Source organism: Pseudomonas sp. TE12508 (assembly GCF_056279485.1).
Genome location: NZ_JBWCCN010000015.1, coordinates 1 through 20,055 on the forward strand (window position 1 = coordinate 1; position 20,055 = coordinate 20,055).

Genomic DNA, 20,055 nt, shown 5'->3' on the forward strand with positions numbered 1-20,055 from the left:
CTTGCCGCGGAACCTGTGGGAGCGGGCTTGCTCGCGAAGACGGAGTGTCAGTCGACATCATCGTTGCCTGATACACCGCCTTCGCGAGCAAGCCCGCTCCCACGTTTCGCCGGCAAGCCTGGCTCCTACAGGTGCGTTTTACGCCAAACGCTGCGCCTTCAACTCCTCACCTTGGCACGCCGCCGCGGTGAACAGCACGTCGGTGGAGGAGTTCAGCGCGGTTTCCGCCGAGTCCTGCAACACACCGATGATGAAGCCGACTGCCACCACCTGCATGGCGATTTCGCTCGGGATGCCGAAGAGGCTGCACGCCAGTGGAATCAGCAACAACGAACCGCCGGCCACGCCCGAGGCTCCACAGGCACAGATCGCCGCGACAATGCTGAGCAGGATGGCTGTCGGAATGTCCACGGCGATGCCCAGGGTATGCACGGCGGCCAGGGTCAACACGGTGATGGTGATCGCAGCGCCGGCCATGTTGATGGTGGCGCCGAGCGGGATCGACACCGAGTAAGTGTCTTCGTGCAGGCCCAGGCGCTTGCTCAACTCCAGGTTGACCGGAATATTCGCCGCCGAACTACGGGTGAAGAAGGCGGTGATGCCGCTCTCGCGCAGGCAGGTGAGTACCAGCGGATACGGGTTGCGACGCAGCTTCCAGAACACAATGGCCGGGTTCATCACCAGCGCCACGAACAGCATGCAGCCCAACAACACAGCCAGCAGATGCATGTAACCGATCAAGGCGCCGAAACCGGAGGTGGCGAGGGTCGAGGCCACCAGGCCGAAGATCCCCAATGGCGCAAAGCGAATCACCAGACGCACGATTAAGGTCACGCCATTGGACAGATCGCCCAGTACTTCGCGCGTCGTCTCGCCGGCATGGCGAATCGCAACACCCATGCCGATCGCCCAAGCCAGAATGCCGATGAAGTTGGCGTTCATCAACGCACTGACCGGGTTGTCGACCACGCTGAGCAACAGACTCTGCAACACTTCGCTGATGCCACCCGGTGCGGTCACCGCAACGTCTTGGGTCGACAGCACCAGGCTCGACGGAAACAGCGTACTGGCGATCACCGCCACCACGGCCGCCGCGAAGGTGCCCAGCAGGTACAGAAACAGAATCGGCCGGATGTGGGTTTCCTGGCCGTGCTTATGGTTGGCAATCGAGGCCATGACCAGCACGAACACCAGAATCGGCGCGACAGCCTTGAGCGCCGAGACGAACACTTTGCCGATGAAGGCGGTGGACTTGGCCAACTCAGGCGCGAACAGCGCCAGGGTAATCCCGGCGATCAGGCCGATGATGATTTGCGTGACCAGGCTGCTGTGTTTCAGGCGTTGCAAGAGAGAAGGGGATGAAGCGGTCATAACGGCATCTCTGATTTTATTAGGGTGCAGGGTTCCTTGGCTCATGCAGCAAAAAGCCGGGCAGGCCACATGGAGGGAACCGAAGGGGATCGCGACATCAATGCCAATGATTGGCCGATGAACAGGGTGTACGTACTGCAGGTCGCGGACTTTATCACAGCGTAGCCGTGATCCTTCAGACCTGTGACGATCTGCCACCCGATTGCTCAACGCGATTTGCAGGTTCGTGCAACCTCGTCCGGAAACACTCTGTTAAGCTTCGCCATCCTCATTTTCAAGTTCTGCCAGTGAGCCTTCGGGCTGTCGCTGGTGTCGTCGTTTTCCTGGAGTTCTGCATGCTGTTGCCCATTCTTCTGTTGTCCGCCGCCGGTTTTACGGTGCTGACCACGGAATTCATCATCGTCGGCCTGTTGCCGGCAATCGCCCGTGATCTGGACGTCAGCATCCCTCAAGCGGGTTTGCTGGTGACCCTGTTCGCCTTTACCGTGGCCGCTTTCGGGCCGTTCCTGACCGCCTACTTTGCAAGGTTTGAACGGCGCAAACTGTTTATCAGCGTGCTGATCATGTTCGGCCTGGCCAACACGCTGGCGGCACTGGCGCCGAACATCGGGGTGATGGCCGTTGCGCGATTGATTCCGGCGTTGGGGCTGCCGGTGTTCTGGGCATTGGCCAGTGAAACTGCAGTGGACATCGTCGGGCCGGACTACGCCGGGCGGGCCATCGCCAAGATTGGTTTCGGCATTGTCTGCGCCACGGTGTTCGGTATTCCGGTGGGTACGCTGATTTCCGATGCGTTCGGCTGGCGCAGTGCTTTCGGCATTCTGGCGGTGATCGCATTTGCCAAGGCGTTGCTGCTGTTTATTTACCTGCCGAAAACCAACCTGCACCAGCATCAGGTGAGTTTTCGCTCGCAGTTCAAAATTCTGCGCAGCCCGTTGATGCTGGGGCATGTGCTGTTATCGATCCTGGTGTTCAGCGGCATGTTCACCGCGTACACCTACCTGGCGGACATTCTTGAGCGGCTGGCCGGTTTCGACGGCACGGTGGTCGGCTGGTGCCTGATGGGCTTTGGTGCGGTCGGCTTGATCGGCAATTCGCTGGGCGGCCGTGCGGTGGATCGGCATCCGCTGATCGCTTCTGTGACGTTTTGTGCGTTCATGATTGCCGGCATGGTGGCCTTGGTGCCGAACATTCATTCACCCCTCGGTCTGGCGGCAGCGATGGGTATTTGGGGCGTGACTCAGGCCGCACTGTTCCTGGTCAGTCACGTGCGCCTGATGAAGGCTGCGCCTGAGGCTCCGGCTTTTGCTGCATCGCTGAATATCGCCGGGGCCAACCTCGGAATCGGTCTGGGCGCGATGGTCGGTGGGCGAGTGATCGACAGTGTGGGCCTGGGCGGCCTGGGTTTCGCGGCGGCTGGTTTTATTCTGGTCTCGATCCTGTTGGCGATGGCGCTGATGACCTTCAAACCTCGCGAAATCTGCGCCTGACGTCTCACATCTCGACAAACAACTCGCGTCGGGCACCTTCGGTAATGGCGACAATGCCGGGGTGCTTGACCTTGCGTTCCACTGAGATGGCGTAGAACGACTCGCGCACCGCGTCGGTCTGGCCGATCAACTCCACGTCGCATTGGCGTTTCACTTCGTCGGCAATCACGCTCGGGCCGATGAATATCCCGCTGCCGGATTGGCCGAAGGCCTGCATCAGGGCGCTGTCGTCGAATTCGCCGACGATCCGCGGCTGGATCTGCTGTTCGGCAAACCAGCGTTGCAAGCGACTGCGCACCACGGTTTCCGGTCCGGGAATCAGCAGTGGGGCGCCGTGCAGGCTGCGGGGGAATTGCTGGCCATATCGAGCCGCCAACTCTGTGGTGGCGAAGAAGCTGATGCCGCATTCGCCGAGCTTCTGGCTGTAGCCCTTGATGTCCAGATTCGAGGGCATCGGGCTGTCGGAGATCACCAGATCAAGGCGTTGAATCGCCAGGTCGGCAAGCAAACGTTCCAGTTTGTCTTCGCGACAGGTGATACGCAGGGGCTCGCTCAACTCCATGGTCGGTGCGATCAGGCGATAAACGATGGATTTGGGCACCACGTCGGCGACGCCCACCCGAAACAGAATCTGTTGCTCATTGGGCTGCGCCCGCAGCATCAACTCCAGTTCGCCACCGAGTTGGAACATCTGCTCGGCGTAAGGGAGCGTCTGACGTCCGGCTTCGGTGAGTTCCAGCTGTCGGCCGACCCTGCGAAACAACTCGATGCCATAGGTTTGCTCGAGCAGGGAAATCTGCCCGCTGATGGTCTGTGGCGTCAGGTTCAATTGCTCGCAGGCGCGCACAATGCTGCCGGTCTTGGCCACCACCCAGAAGTAATGCAGCTGTCGATAATTAAGCATGTTGGTGAAATCCCGTTGTTCACATCATCCGTAGGGCATACGCCATACACTGTATGGATTCGTTAAAACCGAAGTATAACCGCTAAAAATACGAATTTTCCTGAAGTGTTTGCTTCCTTAGAATGCCTCGCTATCGACGGATCGCCTTTTCGGTTCTGTCTGTTCTATCGAGGGAAGCATCATGAAGCTTAAAACCACAGCACTGCTGATCACGTCTTTACTGGTGCTGGCCGGTTGCGACCAGGCCGAGAAAAGCGCTCAGCAATTGATGGGCAAGGCTGCCGAAACCGCCAAACAGGCGATTGACGATACCCACAAGGCGGCAGAGCAAGCGCTCAGCGATGCCACGGGCGGTTTGATCAGCAAGAAAGAACAACCGGCCAAAGAGACGGACAAAACCGACTCTTCGTCCCAGGAAATCTAAACCGTTTACAACGAGTCAGGACTGACCCATGGAATACCTTTTAGAACTTGCTGCAAGCCCCACTGCCTGGGTCGCCCTGGCCACGCTGGTGGTGATGGAAATCGTGCTCGGCATCGATAACCTGATCTTTATCTCGATCCTCACCAACAAGCTGCCCGAACAGCATCGCCAGAAAGCGCGACGCATCGGTATCGGCATGGCGTTGATCCTGCGCCTGGCGCTGTTGAGCACCATCGCGTTCATCGTACAGTTGACGGAGCCGGTGATCGATATTCTCGGCCATGCGTTCTCCTGGAAGGACATGATCCTGATTGCCGGTGGCCTGTTCCTGTTGTGGAAGGCGACCACCGAGATCCATCACAGCATGGACCCGGCGCCGGATGATCCGACCTCGGCCACCTCGACCGTGACCCTGGGTTTTGCTGCTGCGATCGGTCAGATCCTGATGCTGGACATGGTGTTCTCCATCGACAGCATCATTACCGCCGTCGGCATGACCGAGCATTTGCCGATCATGATCATCGCGGTGGTGGTGTCGGTACTGGTGATGTTGCTGGCCGCTGACCCTCTGGCCAAGTTCATCAACGACAACCCGACGGTGGTGATGCTGGCGCTGGGCTTCCTGATCATGATCGGCATGACGCTGATCGCCGAAGGTTTTGGCGCCCACGTACCGAAAGGCTACGTCTACGCGGCCATGGCGTTCTCGGCCACGATCGAAGGCTTGAACATGCTGTCGCGTCGGGCCAGGCAGAAGCGCATCGCCGCTCAAGCGTAACCTTCGTTAAATGAAACGGCCGCCTGAACTCGCAAGAGTCCAGGCGGCCGTTTTAGTTTGGACGACCGAAAAGCGCCGGTCAGTGCGCGGTGGCGGGGCGGGCAGCCGGCTGATCGGTTTTCGCCACAGGCGCCGATTGAACCGGGTGGTGATGGTGCCGGTGGGTAATACGCAAAACGCCCCACAGCATGGCGGTGGCCACGGCCAGCCAGCCGGAGATCAACATTACAATGGTCATTGTCAGGCTCATCAGTGCCTCCTCTTTGCCCTGCATCGGGCACACACTCGTCCTTGGTAAATGACAGTCTAGCCGCTGCTGTATTTCAGGCTATTGACCAAAGGTCGCCTATAACCAACCAGTTCGCTCTATCGAATGCAATCAACTGCCGGTTAAGGCTATACCGCTGTCGCGCGGCATCCTATGATCGACGGCCAAGCCGGCTGTGCGATTGCCTGGCGTCTGAACAAGAGAGTGATGATGGTGCGGGTATTTTCTCGAATTCGATCTTTGGTGCTGATCGTTGGCTGCGTTGCCAGCCTGGCTGGCTGTGCGGGGAGCGTGGCGCCTGAGATCAAGCGTCTGCCGGAGCGGGTCGAACTCAGCGGTACGTTCTACCGTGGGCAAAGTTATCAAAGCGGGCCTCAGGTGCTGGCTAGTCTGCTGTCCCGGCAGGGCATCGTGATAACCCCGGGGCTGCTCGACAAACCTCTGCATTTGCCGGGTGCCGAAGACCGGTTGCAGCAGAACATGCAGAATCTCGCCCGCGAATACGGGATGGTGGTCTACCCCCTCGACAAAAATTTGCCGGCGCTGCTGACCCAGGTCGCCGCCGGTTATCCGGTGATGGTGCGCTTCACGGAAGGCTCGGCGTTTTGGGCGGAGCCGCGATACGCCATTCTCGCCGGTTACAATCGTCAGAAGCAGACGGTGTTGCTGCGCGCCGGGATGGAGCGTCGGTTGCTGATGGGGTTCAGCGCCTTTGAATCGGCGTTCGAGAATGCCGGTGGCTGGGCTGTATTGATCCAGAAGCCGGACCAGATTCCGGCCAATGTCGATCAGCAGCGCTGGCTGAAGGCGGCGAGCGATCTTGCCCAGTCAGGTCAGGAACAGGCGGCAGCCCGGGCGAAGAAGGCGCTGACCGCGCAGTAAGTTTCCGCTCGTCATCAGCATGGCACCGCCACGCTATGCTGAAGTCTCAAGTAGAGGGCCCGGATTTTTCCGGGACCATGAACAGGAGGCGTCCATGGCACAGTCCAATACCCCCACCGGCCCGCACTCGTCTGAGCATTCGTCTGATAATGAGTTGGGGTTCGACCCCGATTCTCCAGACCTCGCCGATCCTCAGGTCGACCCCATCGGGCCCGCCAAGGCGCCCAGGGATATAAAGCCGGGTGAGGCGGGCAAGAAGGCACCCGCGAAGCCTTACGACCCACTCGGTAATCTGAAACCCAAGTCTCAGTGAGGTGCGTATGTCTACCGATTCGAGCTTTGACGACAAACGTCCAGACCCTCCAGACAGTGTTCCGACAACCCCTGAAGCGGACCTGGACCCGGTGATGGATCCGGACAGCCCGTTAAGGGATCCCTTGGCCAGGCCGACAGTGGTGCCGACCAAGCATCCACAGGGCTGGAGAGACCCGAGTGCCGGGGATGGCATCCCGGATGACGATCAGATGCCGTTGCCCAATGATTAAACGTGGACAAAAAAAGCCCCGAACATTCGGGGCTTTCATTTACCGGCTGTTTACAGACGTTTCGACCTTATTTCGATGCTTCAACCACACCGCTCTGGCGATGCTTGAGATTCTTGTCGGATTTGTACTGCAGGGCTACGGACGGCACGTTGGCGCTCTTGCCGGTTTCGACCCAGCTGCGAATCCGGCTGGCATCGGCAAAGTGCGTGTACTTGCCGAAGGCATCGAGAATCACCAGCGCCATCGGCCGATCTCCCATGTGGGTCACCAGCACCAGGCAGTGACCGGCCGCGTTGGTAAAGCCGGTTTTGGTCAGTTTGATGTCCCAGTTAGGCTTGTTGACCAAATGGTCGGTGTTGCGGAAACCCAAGCTGTAGTTGGGTTTGCGGAACGAAACGGTTTTTTCCTTGGTGGTGCTCAATTGAGTCAATAGCGGGTACTTGTGTGCGGCGATCAGCAGTTTGCTCAAATCGCGGGCGGTGGACACATTGCGAGGAGAGAGGCCCGTCGGTTCGACAAAGTGGGTGCTGGTCATTCCCAGCGCTTTGGCTTTGGCGTTCATGGCGGCAATGAACGCGACATAGCCGCCCGGATAGTGATGGGCCAGACTCGCAGCGGCACGGTTTTCCGAGGACATCAGGGCAATCAGCAGCATCTCTCGGCGTGGCAATTCGCTTTTGAGTTTGACTCGGGAAAACACGCCTTTCATTTCCGGGGTATCGCTGATGTTGATGGAAAGATACTCGTCCATGTTCTGCCGGGCTTCTACCACCACCAGGCCAGTCATCAGTTTGCTGACGGATGCGATTGGCACTACGACGTCAGGGTTGCTGGCATAGATCACTTTGTTGGTTTGCATATCCATCAGCAAGACACTGCCGGAAGCGATCTTCAGTTGTGAAGTGTCTCGGGGGGCGGCAGTAGTTTCTGCAGCGTTGATCGTTGGCGTGGTGAAAGTCCCTGTAAATGCAAAAAATAGGCTCAGGATTGAAAGACGGATTTTCACGCTGGCGGACTCATAAAGGGTGGATATACCGTTTTGTAACGGGCTGTTTCTTTAAAAAGCGACGCATTTTAGGAGTATGGCTGAAGAACTGTCGATGGTTGTTCGATGTTCAGATGAAAGTGCCTGGGCGCCTGATAAAAACGGGCTTTTCCGGCGGATGGTCGAGCTTTTTCTGCAGGCAAAAAGAACCCCGCGACTGGCGGGGTTCCTTTATGCGGCGCTGCAAGCAGCGTGAACTCAGCCGTGCAGTGTTTCCGCGGCGTACAGCGTGTTTTCCAGCAGGCATGCGCGGGTCATCGGGCCAACGCCACCCGGTACCGGAGTGATCCAGCCGGCGCGGGGCAGGGCGGTTTCATAGATCACGTCACCGACCAGCTTGCCGTCTTCCTGGCGATTGATGCCGACGTCGATCACGATCGCGCCTTCCTTGATCCACTCACCTTTGACCAGGCCCGGCTTACCGGCGGCAACCACCACCAGGTCGGCGCGACCGACATGGTCCGCCAGATCTTTGGTGAAGCGGTGGGTAACGGTCACGGTGCAACCGGCCAGCAGCAGTTCCATTGCCATCGGACGGCCAACAATGTTGGAAGCCCCGACAATGATCGCATCCATCCCGTTTAGCTTGGCGCCGGTGCTTTCCAGCAGCGCCATGATGCCTTTGGGTGTGCACGGACGCAGCAGCGGGATACGCTGGGCCAGGCGGCCGACGTTATAAGGGTGGAAACCGTCGACATCCTTGTCAGGACGAATGCGCTCCAGCAATTTGGAGGCGTCCAGATGTTTAGGTAAAGGCAGTTGAAGCAGAACGCCGTCAATCGCCGGGTCATCGTTCAGGCGATCGATCAGATCGGTCAGTGCTTCTTGAGTGGTTTCGGCAGGCAGGTCATAGGCTTGCGAAAGGAAGCCGACCTCTTCACAGTCTTTACGCTTGTGCGAGACATAAACCTGAGAGGCAGGATCGCTGCCGACCAGGATCACCGCGAGGCCGGGTGTGCGCAGGCCTTGCTGGCGACGCTCGGCGACTCGTTTGGCGATCTGCTGGCGCAGGCTGGCGGCGATCGATTTGCCGTCGATTAGTTGTGCAGTCATTGCGCGTGATTAACCATCGAGAGGGGAAAAAAAGAGAGCGCATTCTCGCATGTCATGAGGTGAGGGCAAAGGCGCTTGGTCTGCAAATTCCCCTAACTCCTTTAATTAAATGAATTTTTTTTAAAAAGGATTTGACGACCTCTGGGGGGCTCTATACTATTCGTCGCACTTGTCGGGCACAGCCTAGCACTGGTTGAGAAGGTCGAGCGGAGTTACGCTTCCGCAAGGCTGAAAAGCACTTAGTTTGTAGTCCTTCAAGGGTACAGATTAACAAGGCGCCCGTAGCTCAGCTGGATAGAGCATCCGCCTTCTAAGCGGATGGTCGCAGGTTCGAGTCCTGCCGGGTGCGCCATTAGGCAACTTTGGCACAAGTAGCGCGATATGGTGGGCGTAGCTCAGTTGGTAGAGCACGGGATTGTGACTCCCGTTGTCGTGGGTTCGATCCCCATCGTCCACCCCATATTTCGAAAGGCGCCAGATTAACAGTCTGGCGCCTTTGCTTTAACAGCTTCAATCCGCGGATGTGGTGGAATTGGTAGACACACTGGATTTAGGTTCCAGCGCCGCGAGGCGTAAGAGTTCGAGTCTCTTCATCCGCACCAAATAAAGCTTCACTCTTGCCGCTTGGCTTGGTTGGGGCTCAGCAAAGAAGTTGTTTGGCTTCTTTGTCACGCAATATGGTGGGCGTAGCTCAGTTGGTAGAGCACGGGATTGTGACTCCCGTTGTCGTGGGTTCGATCCCCATCGTCCACCCCATATTTCGAAAGGCGCCAGATTTAACAGTCTGGCGCCTTTTTTGTTTCAGTTGTTTGAGTGTCGACGACTGCAGGTTGTGGGTCGCAGGGTCAGGTCGTTTCATCGTATTTATGTTTCTCGATGATGCACGATTTGTCCGTCGATCCCTTCGCGGGGTCGGCTGTCAGGGATGGATTGCCGATTCCTTCTATATATAGAAGGATGGGTGCAGAGCCTTGGCATGACTGGCTGTATTTGCTAACAGGGCGAGGCACAACCGTTTGTCCCCGCCTATAAATTGCCTGCTGCTTTTTTACCCGTTTTCAGTAGGGTGACTTCTTGAGTTTGACCCACTAGAATGCATGCCCTTGATTCTGGGGTCGGAAACGGCCGGCTAACGTCTGTGCAACGAGGAATATCCATGCAAGTTTCTGTTGAAAATACTACTGCTCTTGAGCGCCGCATGAGCGTCACCGTGCCGGCTGAGCGTATCGAGAGCCAGGTCAACAAGCGTCTGCAGCAGACCGCCCAAAAGGCCAAGATCGCTGGCTTCCGTCCAGGCAAAGTGCCAATGAGCGAAATCAAGCGCCGTTTCGGTGCTGACGCTCGCCAGGAAGCTGTAGGCGACGTAATCCAGTCTTCTTTCTACGAAGCTGTGGTTGAGCAGAAGCTGAACCCGGCTGGTCAGCCTTCGATCGAGCCTAAATCCCTGGAAGCAGGCAAGGACCTGGAATACGTAGCCGTATTCGAAGTGTTCCCGGAGTTCACCGTTGCCGGTTTCGAAGGTATCGCTGTCGAGCGCCTGAGCGCTGACGTGGCTGATGCCGATCTGGACAAGATGCTGGAAATCCTGCGCAAGCAGAACACCCGTTTCGAAGTCGCCGATCGCGCTGCTCAGAACGAAGATCAACTGAACATCGATTTCGTCGGCAAGGTCGACGGTGAAGTGTTCGCTGGCGGTTCCGCCAAAGGCACCCAACTGGTGCTGGGTTCCGGTCGTATGATCCCAGGCTTCGAAGACGGTCTGGTCGGCGCTAAAGCCGGCGAAGAGCGCGTTCTGAACCTGACCTTCCCTGAGGACTATCAGAACCTCGACCTGGCAGGCAAAGTCGCTGAGTTCACCGTAACCGTGAACACCGTTTCCGAGCCTAAACTGCCAGAGCTGACCGAAGAATTCTTCGCTCAATTCGGCATCAAGGAAACCGGTCTGGAAGGCTTCCGCACCGAAGTTCGCAAGAACATGGAGCGTGAACTGCGTCAGGCGATCAAATCCAAGGTCAAGAATCAGGTTATGGACGGTCTGCTGGCCACCAACCCGATCGAAGTACCAAAGGCTCTGCTGTCCAACGAAGTTGACCGTCTGCGCGTGCAGGCTGTTCAGCAGTTTGGTGGCAACATCAAGCCTGACCAGCTGCCGGCCGAGCTGTTCGAAGAGCAAGCCAAGCGCCGCGTTGTGCTGGGTCTGATCGTGGCTGAAGTGGTCAAGCAATTCGACCTCAAGCCTGACGAAGCCCGCGTTCGCGAGATGATTCAGGAAATGGCTTCGGCTTACCAGGAGCCTGAGCAGGTTGTGTCCTGGTACTACAAGAACGACCAGCAACTGAACGAAGTCCGTTCGGTTGTGCTGGAAGAACAAGTTGTGGATACTGTTCTGCAGAAAGCTAGCGTGACCGACAAATCGGTCTCTTACGAAGAAGCTGTCAAGCCGGTAGAAGCTCCACAAGCCGACTGATCGTTTTTGCGGTAAGAAGCACACACCATAAGCCAGCCTTCGTGCTGGCTTATGCGTATTCAAGACATAACTATTTGGGAGTGACTGCAGAGCATGTTCCGTAATTCCTATATTCAGCAGAACTCTGATATCCAGGCCGCAGGCGGCCTGGTCCCGATGGTTGTCGAGCAGTCTGCTCGTGGCGAGCGCGCCTATGACATCTACTCGCGCCTTCTCAAGGAGCGAGTGATTTTTCTGGTTGGTCCGGTAGAGGACTACATGGCCAACCTGATCTGTGCGCAACTGCTGTTCCTTGAAGCGGAAAACCCGGACAAGGACATCCATCTCTATATCAACTCCCCGGGCGGTTCGGTCACGGCGGGCATGTCGATCTATGACACCATGCAGTTCATCAAGCCAAACGTGTCGACCACTTGTATTGGTCAAGCGTGCAGCATGGGCGCGTTTCTTCTGACGGCCGGTGCCCAGGGCAAGCGTTACTGCCTGCCGAACTCGCGTGTGATGATTCACCAGCCACTGGGCGGTTTCCAGGGCCAGGCTTCGGATATCGAAATCCATGCCAAGGAAATCCTCTTCATTCGTGAGCGTCTCAACACGCTGATGGCCAAGCATAGCGGGCGCACTCTTGAAGAAATCGAGCGCGATACCAACCGCGATAATTTCATGAGCGCTGAAGCCGCGCGTGAATACGGGTTGATCGATGAAGTGATCAACCAGCGCCCCGCTTAATAATAAGCAGCTCAAAATAGGGTTGGTCAGCTGGTCTGATCACCGGCGGGCTTGAAAAAGCCCGCAATAGCCTTCATCTTGTGTTGCAAGCCTATCGGATTTGGATCGAACGAATGACTGACACCCGCAACGGCGAGGACAACGGCAAGCTGCTCTATTGCTCCTTCTGTGGCAAAAGCCAGCATGAAGTACGCAAATTGATTGCCGGCCCCTCGGTCTTTATCTGCGACGAGTGCGTCGACCTGTGCAATGACATCATCCGTGAGGAGGTGCAGGAAGCCCAGGCCGAAAGCAGCGCGCATAAATTGCCTTCGCCTAAAGAAATCAGCGGCATCCTTGATCAGTACGTGATTGGTCAGGAGCGTGCGAAAAAGGTTCTGGCCGTAGCGGTGTACAACCACTACAAGCGTTTGAACCAGCGTGACAAAAAGAATGACGACGTCGAACTCGGCAAAAGCAACATCTTGCTGATCGGCCCGACAGGCTCGGGTAAAACCCTGCTTGCCGAAACACTGGCCCGCTTGCTGAACGTTCCGTTCACCATCGCCGACGCAACCACCCTCACCGAGGCGGGTTATGTAGGTGAAGATGTCGAGAACATCATTCAGAAGCTGCTGCAGAAGTGTGATTACGACGTAGAAAAAGCCCAGATGGGCATTGTCTACATCGATGAGATCGACAAGATCTCGCGCAAGTCTGACAACCCGTCGATCACCCGGGACGTTTCCGGTGAAGGCGTGCAGCAGGCCCTGCTCAAGTTGATCGAAGGCACGGTCGCTTCCGTTCCGCCTCAAGGTGGTCGCAAGCATCCGCAGCAGGAATTCCTTCAGGTCGACACCCGTAACATCCTGTTCATCTGCGGTGGTGCGTTCTCCGGTCTGGAAAAGGTTATTCAAAACCGTTCCACCAAGGGTGGCATTGGTTTCAACGCGGAAGTGCGCAGCAAGGAAGAAGGCAAGAAAGTCGGCGAATCCCTGCGTGAAGTCGAGCCTGACGATCTGGTCAAGTTCGGTCTGATCCCGGAGTTCGTTGGTCGTCTGCCGGTACTTGCCACGCTGGACGAGCTTGATGAGGCTGCGTTGATGCAGATTCTCACCGAGCCGAAAAATGCTCTGACCAAGCAGTATGCCAAGCTGTTCGAGATGGAAGGCGTGGACCTGGAATTCCGGGCTGACGCGCTGAAATCGGTCGCCAAACGTGCCCTGGAACGCAAAACCGGTGCCCGTGGTCTGCGTTCGATTCTCGAAGGTGTATTGCTCGACACTATGTATGAAATCCCCTCGCAATCCGAGGTGAGTAAAGTAGTGATCGATGAAAGCGTTATAGAAGGCAAGTCCAAGCCACTGTATATCTACGAAAACAGTGAGCCGGCTGCCAAGGCAGCGCCAGACGCCTAAGCGTCACACTGCTGAAATAAAGAAGGGGCCTTCGGGCCCCTTTGCTATTGTGGGAGCTGGCTTGTCGGATCGCCGCACCGCTGCGAAGGCAGCATGACATCCGACCTTTTTGGATGTATCCGGACCCACGCAGGCGCTACCGTAAGCGGCGATCTTTAAAGTGGTTTTTTTATCCGCTTGTTTTTTTTGAAAACAGCCCCCATCTTGGTTTCAAGCTTACTTCCATCTGTTTACGGCCTTATGGCCGCCGTAGAGGCGAAATCATGAAGACAACCATCGAATTGCCTCTCCTGCCATTGCGTGATGTCGTGGTTTATCCGCACATGGTTATCCCGCTGTTCGTGGGGCGCGAGAAATCCATCGAAGCCCTCGAGGCAGCGATGACGGGCGACAAGCAGATCCTTCTGCTGGCTCAGCGAAATCCTGCTGACGACGATCCCGGTGAAGATGCACTTTATCGCGTAGGCACCATCGCCACCGTTCTGCAGCTGCTCAAGCTGCCTGACGGCACGGTCAAGGTTCTTGTCGAAGGCGAGCAGCGGGGCGCCGTGGAGCGCTTCAGCGAAGTCGACGGCCACTGCCGTGCCGAAGTTTCGCTGATCGACGAAGTCGACGCGCCTGAGCGCGAGTCGGAAGTGTTTGTCCGCAGCCTGCTGGCTCAATTCGAACAATATGTGCAGTTGGGCAAGAAAGTCCCCGCTGAAGTCCTGTCGTCGCTTAACAGCATCGACGAGCCAGGCCGCCTGGTTGACACCATGGCCGCGCACATGGCCCTGAAAATCGAGCAGAAGCAGGAAATCCTCGAAATCATCGATTTGTCGGCCCGGGTCGAGCACGTTCTGGCGTTGCTGGATGCCGAGATCGATCTGCTGCAAGTCGAAAAACGCATTCGCGGCCGCGTTAAAAAGCAAATGGAGCGCAGCCAGCGCGAGTACTACCTGAATGAGCAGATGAAGGCCATTCAGAAAGAACTGGGAGACAGCGACGAAGGCCACAACGAAATCGAAGAGCTGAAGAAGCGTATCGATGCCGCCGGTCTGCCGAAAGACGCGTTGGCCAAGGCTCAGGCCGAACTGAACAAGCTCAAGCAAATGTCGCCAATGTCCGCGGAAGCGACGGTGGTGCGTTCGTATATCGACTGGCTGGTTCAAGTGCCGTGGAAGGCCCAGAGCAAGGTGCGTCTGGACCTCGCTCGTGCCGAAGATATTCTCGACGCCGACCACTATGGTCTGGAAGAAGTCAAAGAGCGGATCCTCGAATACCTCGCCGTGCAGAAGCGCGTGAAGAAGATTCGTGGTCCGGTGCTGTGCCTGGTCGGTCCTCCCGGGGTGGGTAAAACCTCTCTGGCGGAGTCGATCGCTCACGCCACCAACCGCAAATTCGTGCGCATGGCCCTCGGTGGTGTGCGCGATGAGGCGGAAATTCGTGGTCATCGCCGGACTTATATCGGTTCGATGCCAGGAAGATTGATTCAAAAAATGACAAAGGTGGGCGTCCGCAACCCGCTGTTCCTGCTCGATGAAATCGACAAAATGGGCAGCGACATGCGTGGCGATCCGGCGTCGGCGTTGCTGGAAGTGCTCGATCCCGAGCAGAACCACAACTTCAACGATCACTATCTGGAAGTCGATTACGACCTGTCCGATGTGATGTTCCTTTGCACATCCAACTCCATGAACATTCCGCCGGCGCTGCTGGACCGGATGGAAGTGATTCGTCTGCCGGGTTACACCGAAGACGAGAAGATCAACATCGCTGTCAAATATCTTTCGCCGAAGCAGATTACGGCCAACGGACTGAAGAAAGGCGAGCTGGAATTCGACGCCGAAGCGATCCGCGACATCATCCGCTACTACACCCGCGAAGCCGGTGTACGTGGGCTGGAGCGCCAGATTGCCAAGGTTTGCCGCAAGGCGGTCAAAGAGCATGCGATGGAAAAACGCTTCTCGGTGAAGGTCACTGCCGACATGCTCGAGCACTTCCTGGGCGTGCGTAAATTCCGCTACGGCCTGGCTGAGTCGCAGGATCAGATCGGTCAGGTCACAGGCTTGGCGTGGACTCAAGTGGGTGGCGAATTGCTGACCATCGAAGCCGCGGTCGTGCCGGGTAAAGGCCAGTTGATCAAAACCGGTTCTCTGGGTGACGTGATGGTCGAATCGATCACCGCAGCCCTGACCGTTGTCCGCAGCCGTGCGAAGAGCCTGGGGATTCCTCTGGACTTCCACGAGAAGCGCGACACCCACATCCATATGCCTGAAGGGGCAACGCCGAAAGATGGCCCTAGCGCCGGTGTAGGCATGTGCACGGCCCTGGTGTCAGCATTGACTGGCATTCCTGTACGCGCAGATGTTGCCATGACCGGCGAAATCACCTTGCGTGGTCAGGTGTTGGCGATTGGTGGTTTGAAAGAAAAACTGCTGGCTGCTCACCGTGGTGGAATCAAGACGGTGATCATTCCTGAAGAGAACGTACGCGATCTGAAGGAAATTCCTGACAATATCAAGCAAGATCTACAGATTAAACCAGTTAAATGGATTGACGAGGTCCTGCAAATTGCGCTGCAATACGCGCCGGAGCCCTTGCCGGATGTGGTTCCGGAGATCGTTGCAAAGGATGAAAAACGCGAGACTGACTCTAAGGAAAGAATTAGCACGCATTAGTACGCATTTGCCTGGGGGGCTTGTTGACAGTTTTTTAGAGCCCTTGTTATAAAGCGGCTCTTAAGTGTCTGTAGGCCATTCAGCACTCGTTTTTTTGCTTTTACCAAAAAACTTAGAATCAAACTCAAATAGATATAAGGGGACTTAGAGTGAACAAGTCGGAACTGATTGATGCTATCGCTGCATCCGCTGATATCCCGAAAGCTGCTGCTGGCCGTGCGCTGGACGCTGTAATCGAATCCGTCACTGGCGCTCTCAAGGCTGGTGACTCTGTTGTTCTGGTTGGTTTCGGTACCTTCTCCGTAACCGATCGTCCAGCTCGCATCGGTCGTAACCCACAGACCGGTAAGACGCTGGAAATCGCCGCTGCCAAAAAGCCAGGTTTCAAAGCCGGTAAAGCACTGAAAGAAGCTGTCAACTAAGTTCGATTCAGGTTTTTGCCTATCCGGGTCGGGGTCATTCCTGACTTGGCAGCGGAGCGGTAGTTCAGTCGGTTAGAATACCGGCCTGTCACGCCGGGGGTCGCGGGTTCGAGTCCCGTCCGCTCCGCCAGTTACGAGAAGGCGCATCCTCGGATGCGCCTTTCTTCTATCCGGATTCTACCCACGCTCCACGGTTGCCTAATTTTGAAGTTCAACCGTTTCTGGGGGACGCATGCTGCAGAATATCAGGGACAATTCACAAGGCTGGATTGCCAAGACCATTATCGGGATCATCGTTGTACTGATGGCTTTCACCGGTATCGAGGCCATTTTCCAGGCGACGACCAACAGCCAGGATGCGGCCAAGGTCAATGGTGAAGAAATCAGTCAAAACGAGCTGAACCAGGCGGTTGATATGCAACGCCGTCAGCTCATGCAACAGCTTGGCAAGGATTTCGATGCTTCCTTGCTCGACGAAAAAATGCTGCGCGAATCGGCCCTCAAAGGCCTGATCGATCGCAAACTGCTGCTGCAAGGCGCAGAAAAATCGAAATTCGCTTTCTCCGAAGCGGCTTTGGATCAGGTGATCCTGCAAACGCCTGAATTCCAGGTGGAAGGCAAATTCAACGCCGATCGCTTCGATCAGGTGATCCGTCAACTGGGCTATAGCCGTCTGCAATTTCGCCAGATGCTGGCTCAGGAAATGCTGATCGGTCAGCTACGTGCTGGCTTGGCTGGTAGCGGCTTTGTCACCGATGCACAGGTTCTGGCCTTCGCCCGTCTGGAAAAACAGACCCGCGATTTCGCCACCTTGAACGTCAAGGCAGATCCAGCGGCGGTGAAACTGACTGACGACGAAGTCAAAGCCTACTACGACGAACACGCCAAGGAATTCATGACGCCGGATCAGGTGGTCATCGACTACCTCGAATTGAAGAAGGCGTCCTTCTTTGATCAGGTCAGCGTCAAGGACGAAGACTTGCAAGCGGCGTATCAGAAAGAAACCGCGAACCTGTCCGAGCAACGCCGGGCTGCGCATATTCTGGTCGAAGTGAACGATAAGGTGAGCGAGGCGCAAGCCAAGGCCAAAATCGAAGAAGTGCAGGCGCGTCTGGCCAAAGGCGAGAAATTCGAGGCTCTGGCCAAGGAGTTCTCCCAGGATCCAGGCTCGGCGAACAACGGCGGTGACCTCGGTTATGCAGGTCCAGGCGTCTACGATCCAGCGTTTGAAAAAGCCCTGTATTCGTTGGCCAAGGATCAGGTTTCGGAGCCGGTTCGCACTGACTTCGGTTTCCACCTGATCAAGCTGCTGGGCGTTGAAGCCCCTGAAGTGCCGACGTTTGCCAGCCTGAAAGACAAGCTGACCCGCGAGCTGAAAACCCAGCAGGTCGAGCAGCGCTTCGTCGAGGCGACCAAGCAATTGGAAGACTCGTCGTTCGAAGCCTCCGATCTGGCCCAGCCAGCACAAGACCTGAAGCTGACTGTCCACACGTCCGCGCCATTCGGCCGGGAAGGTGGCGAAGGTATTGCGGCCAATCGTGCCGTAGTGACCGCTGCGTTCAGTCCTGAAGTGCTGGATGAGGGTGCCAACAGCACCGCCATCGAGCTGGACCCGGAAACCGTGATCGTGCTGCGCGCCAAGGAGCACCGCAAGCCTGAGCAACTGCCGCTGGAAAGCGTGGCTGCCAGCATCCGTGCGCAGCTGACCAAGGAGCATGCCAGTGCTGCCGCCAAGACCAAGGCTGATCAACTGATCGTCAGCCTGCGCGATGGCAAGACTGCACTGGACCAGGCGATCGATGGCCAGAACTGGAAAGTGACTCAAGCTGCGACGCGTGCTCAGGAAGGGGTCGACCCGACTGTGCTGCAAGCGCTGTTCCGCATGCCCAAGCCTGTTTCCAAAGACAAGCCGACCTTCAGCAGCGTGACCCTGGCCGATGGTAGCCTGGTGATCGTGCGTCTGAACGCTGTGAACGAAGCTGCGGCGCCGACCGAAGAAGAGAAGGTTCAATACCGTCGCTTCCTCGCCTCGCGCATTGGCCAGCAAGACTTCGCGGCTTACCGCAAGCTGTTGGAGAGCGAGGCTGAGATCAAGCGTTTCTGATGCTTGACTGAGTTTCCTGCGACATAAAAAACCCTGGCCAGACAGCCGGGGTTTTTTTATGGGCGAAGATCGGAAGATCGCAGCCTGCGGTAGCTCCTGCCCGGGATTGCGTATAGCGGAAGCCACCGCAGGCTGCGATCTTTGGCCTCCGTCCGAGCGGGACTTTTTCCTGTCAATGACAGTCAGTAGACTTGTAACTGTGTCAAGACACTAAACGGTGCGACGCTAAGCATCGATCTGTTGCACAATACGCCCCGAACCGTTTTTCTCAGGATGTTCAATGTTTAGATCAATTCCCATGCATGTTGTCGGGCTGGCCTTGGTGCTGGCCGCCGCTGCCGGTTGTTCCTCGAAGAAAGCCGCCATCTACGAGCATGAGAACTTCGACGACTCCGGAACGTTCTCGCGCAGCTACCCGGTGACCGATGCGCAAACCTGCGAGGCGGCCCGCCGGGCTCTGCTCAGCCAGGGTTACATCATCACCAGCGCCGATCCGAAGCTGGTCAGTGGACACAAGAGCTTCCAGCAGACTGGCGATACCCACATGGAGATCAGCTTCAGCGTGGTCTGTGCCGATGACGGCAGCGAAGGGCATCACGCGACCATGTTCGCCAACGCCTTGCAGGACCGTTATGCGCTGAAGAAGACCAACAACTCCGCCAGCCTCGGTGTCGGTGTGTTGGGCTCGGTATCGATGCCGATCGGCTCGTCTGACGATTCGATGGTCAAGGTCGCCAGTGAAACCGTGTCCTCGGCCAAGTTCTACGAGCGTTTCTTTGCCCTGGTCGAGTTGTTCCTGCCACCGGAGGCGAAGAAGGCGGCACACATTACCGAGAAGCCGAAGACTGATCTGGGTGTGCCCGAAGCCAAGGCTGCGCCGGCTCAGTTGGCGCCGACCTCGACCCCAGCGGCAGAACCTGCGCCTGCTCCAGCGCCGGCAGCCGAACCTGCACCAGCTGAAACCGCTCCAGCCAGTTCGGAGCCTGTTGCGCCACCTGCCGAAACAGCGCCGATTACCCCGGCGCAGAGCAGCGAGCCGACTTCGTCCACCGAAACAGTGGCTCCACCGGCGGATTCAAGCACCATGCCGGCACCGACCGAGCCAATTTCGGCCATGCCTGTCTCCGGCCAGTAATAGCCTGATGTTACGGGATCGGGTCAGACGACTCCGATCCCGTAACACCTTCCAAGATTGATCCACATCAAATCGAGCCGTATTCCTACCGCTCGTATCGAAAAAATCCTGTGATAAATTCCTGACCACCTGCTACGTTTTATTCAGTAGCGATGTAGTGTCATGCCCGCGTCATTTTTCTTTCATACGGGCACTTTATGCTCAGGGCGCTGGTCATTTATTCAGACGATTTTTTCAGTAGGCGATGGGGGTTTAATAATGGACGATTATCAAGAAGAACTGCTCGAGTATCAGGCGTTTGAACTGGACCCGCTGGAACCGGCCGAAGACGCTACCGAGCTTTAGGGGGCGCCGCGGGGAAACTAATTGAGAACGCCCCCT

General features: G+C 56.9%; 19 protein-coding genes and 5 tRNA genes. 19 read left to right on the forward strand and 5 right to left on the reverse strand.

Annotated elements, in window-relative coordinates:
- Positions 1–138: 138 nt before the first annotated feature.
- Positions 139–1,371, reverse strand: a complete 1,233-nt coding sequence (sstT, locus tag ACZ9IM_RS20280) for a serine/threonine transporter SstT (RefSeq protein ID WP_008011408.1) — start codon at positions 1,369–1,371, stop codon at positions 139–141.
- Positions 1,372–1,706: 335 nt separating this feature from the next.
- On the opposite strand from sstT, the gene ACZ9IM_RS20285 reads away from it, so the two are divergent.
- A complete protein-coding gene (locus ACZ9IM_RS20285) occupies positions 1,707–2,861 on the forward strand; it encodes an MFS transporter (RefSeq protein WP_008073084.1) in 1,155 nt (384 codons plus the stop codon).
- A 4-nt stretch (positions 2,862–2,865) separates the two neighbouring features.
- On the opposite strand, the gene nhaR is transcribed toward ACZ9IM_RS20285, so the two are convergent.
- Positions 2,866–3,765 (reverse strand): transcriptional activator NhaR, encoded by a 900-nt coding sequence (gene nhaR, locus ACZ9IM_RS20290; RefSeq protein ID WP_476224832.1) that lies wholly within the window; start codon positions 3,763–3,765, stop codon positions 2,866–2,868.
- A gap of 181 nt (positions 3,766–3,946) precedes the next feature.
- Between nhaR and ACZ9IM_RS20295 the strand changes: the two genes are divergently transcribed.
- Both ACZ9IM_RS20295 and ACZ9IM_RS20300 read left to right on the forward strand, forming a co-directional pair.
- Positions 3,947–4,189 (forward strand): hypothetical protein, encoded by a 243-nt coding sequence (locus ACZ9IM_RS20295; RefSeq protein ID WP_123496528.1) that lies wholly within the window; start codon positions 3,947–3,949, stop codon positions 4,187–4,189.
- Positions 4,190–4,217: 28 nt separating this feature from the next.
- Positions 4,218–4,967: a TerC family protein gene (locus tag ACZ9IM_RS20300; protein WP_008073087.1), complete on the forward strand. Its 750-nt coding sequence runs from the start codon at positions 4,218–4,220 to the stop codon at positions 4,965–4,967.
- A 79-nt stretch (positions 4,968–5,046) separates the two neighbouring features.
- Here the strand turns inward: ACZ9IM_RS20300 and ACZ9IM_RS20305 are convergent, their stop codons facing one another.
- A complete protein-coding gene (locus ACZ9IM_RS20305) occupies positions 5,047–5,217 on the reverse strand; it encodes a hypothetical protein (RefSeq protein ID WP_476224833.1) in 171 nt (56 codons plus the stop codon).
- A 171-nt stretch (positions 5,218–5,388) separates the two neighbouring features.
- Here ACZ9IM_RS20305 and ACZ9IM_RS20310 point away from each other — a divergent pair, with 171 nt between their 5' ends.
- The 3 genes from ACZ9IM_RS20310 to ACZ9IM_RS20320 all read left to right on the forward strand — a co-directional run bounded on the left by ACZ9IM_RS20310 (position 5,389) and on the right by ACZ9IM_RS20320 (position 6,662).
- Positions 5,389–6,117 (forward strand): cysteine peptidase family C39 domain-containing protein, encoded by a 729-nt coding sequence (locus ACZ9IM_RS20310; RefSeq protein WP_476224834.1) that lies wholly within the window; start codon positions 5,389–5,391, stop codon positions 6,115–6,117.
- A 94-nt stretch (positions 6,118–6,211) separates the two neighbouring features.
- On the forward strand, positions 6,212–6,430 hold the full coding sequence (locus ACZ9IM_RS20315; protein ID WP_427622725.1) for a DUF6021 family protein: 219 nt from the start codon (positions 6,212–6,214) through the stop codon (positions 6,428–6,430).
- Between the two features lie 7 nt (positions 6,431–6,437).
- A complete protein-coding gene (locus ACZ9IM_RS20320) occupies positions 6,438–6,662 on the forward strand; it encodes a hypothetical protein (protein WP_007901789.1) in 225 nt (74 codons plus the stop codon).
- Between the two features lie 67 nt (positions 6,663–6,729).
- Here the strand turns inward: ACZ9IM_RS20320 and pbpG are convergent, their stop codons facing one another.
- Positions 6,730–7,668 carry a D-alanyl-D-alanine endopeptidase gene (gene pbpG, locus ACZ9IM_RS20325; RefSeq protein ID WP_123496540.1) on the reverse strand — a complete coding sequence of 313 codons (939 nt, stop codon included), beginning with the start codon at positions 7,666–7,668 and terminating at the stop codon, positions 6,730–6,732.
- Positions 7,669–7,744: 76 nt separating this feature from the next.
- On the opposite strand from pbpG, the gene ACZ9IM_RS20330 reads away from it, so the two are divergent.
- Positions 7,745–7,903, forward strand: coding sequence for a hypothetical protein (locus ACZ9IM_RS20330; protein ID WP_427622724.1), 159 nt, complete (start codon positions 7,745–7,747; stop codon positions 7,901–7,903).
- A 2-nt stretch (positions 7,904–7,905) separates the two neighbouring features.
- On the opposite strand, the gene folD is transcribed toward ACZ9IM_RS20330, so the two are convergent.
- A complete protein-coding gene (gene folD, locus ACZ9IM_RS20335; protein ID WP_008073092.1) occupies positions 7,906–8,760 on the reverse strand; it encodes a bifunctional methylenetetrahydrofolate dehydrogenase/methenyltetrahydrofolate cyclohydrolase FolD in 855 nt (284 codons plus the stop codon).
- 275 nt (positions 8,761–9,035) lie between these two features.
- On the opposite strand from folD, the gene ACZ9IM_RS20340 reads away from it, so the two are divergent.
- The 12 genes from ACZ9IM_RS20340 (at position 9,036) to ACZ9IM_RS20395 (ending at position 19,674) form a co-directional block, all read left to right on the forward strand.
- Positions 9,036–9,112: transfer RNA gene (locus ACZ9IM_RS20340), tRNA-Arg, on the forward strand.
- 32 nt (positions 9,113–9,144) lie between these two features.
- Positions 9,145–9,220 (forward strand) — tRNA-His (locus ACZ9IM_RS20345).
- Positions 9,221–9,277: 57 nt separating this feature from the next.
- Positions 9,278–9,362, forward strand: a tRNA-Leu gene (locus ACZ9IM_RS20350).
- A gap of 78 nt (positions 9,363–9,440) precedes the next feature.
- Positions 9,441–9,516, forward strand: a tRNA-His gene (locus ACZ9IM_RS20355).
- A 400-nt stretch (positions 9,517–9,916) separates the two neighbouring features.
- Positions 9,917–11,227: a trigger factor gene (gene tig, locus ACZ9IM_RS20360; RefSeq protein ID WP_476224835.1), complete on the forward strand. Its 1,311-nt coding sequence runs from the start codon at positions 9,917–9,919 to the stop codon at positions 11,225–11,227.
- 93 nt (positions 11,228–11,320) lie between these two features.
- Positions 11,321–11,956: an ATP-dependent Clp endopeptidase proteolytic subunit ClpP gene (gene clpP, locus ACZ9IM_RS20365; protein ID WP_007901795.1), complete on the forward strand. Its 636-nt coding sequence runs from the start codon at positions 11,321–11,323 to the stop codon at positions 11,954–11,956.
- Between the two features lie 113 nt (positions 11,957–12,069).
- Positions 12,070–13,353: an ATP-dependent Clp protease ATP-binding subunit ClpX gene (gene clpX / locus ACZ9IM_RS20370; protein ID WP_007946893.1), complete on the forward strand. Its 1,284-nt coding sequence runs from the start codon at positions 12,070–12,072 to the stop codon at positions 13,351–13,353.
- Between the two features lie 263 nt (positions 13,354–13,616).
- Positions 13,617–16,013, forward strand: coding sequence for an endopeptidase La (gene lon, locus ACZ9IM_RS20375; RefSeq protein WP_427622723.1), 2,397 nt, complete (start codon positions 13,617–13,619; stop codon positions 16,011–16,013).
- A 149-nt stretch (positions 16,014–16,162) separates the two neighbouring features.
- A complete protein-coding gene (locus ACZ9IM_RS20380; RefSeq protein ID WP_002552737.1) occupies positions 16,163–16,435 on the forward strand; it encodes an HU family DNA-binding protein in 273 nt (90 codons plus the stop codon).
- Between the two features lie 53 nt (positions 16,436–16,488).
- Positions 16,489–16,565 (forward strand) — tRNA-Asp (locus ACZ9IM_RS20385).
- Between the two features lie 102 nt (positions 16,566–16,667).
- Entirely contained in the window at positions 16,668–18,539 is a 1,872-nt protein-coding gene (locus ACZ9IM_RS20390; RefSeq protein ID WP_427622722.1) for a SurA N-terminal domain-containing protein, read from the forward strand.
- A 280-nt stretch (positions 18,540–18,819) separates the two neighbouring features.
- Positions 18,820–19,674: a DUF2242 domain-containing protein gene (locus ACZ9IM_RS20395; RefSeq protein WP_427622721.1), complete on the forward strand. Its 855-nt coding sequence runs from the start codon at positions 18,820–18,822 to the stop codon at positions 19,672–19,674.
- The last annotated feature ends 381 nt before the right edge of the window (positions 19,675–20,055 follow it).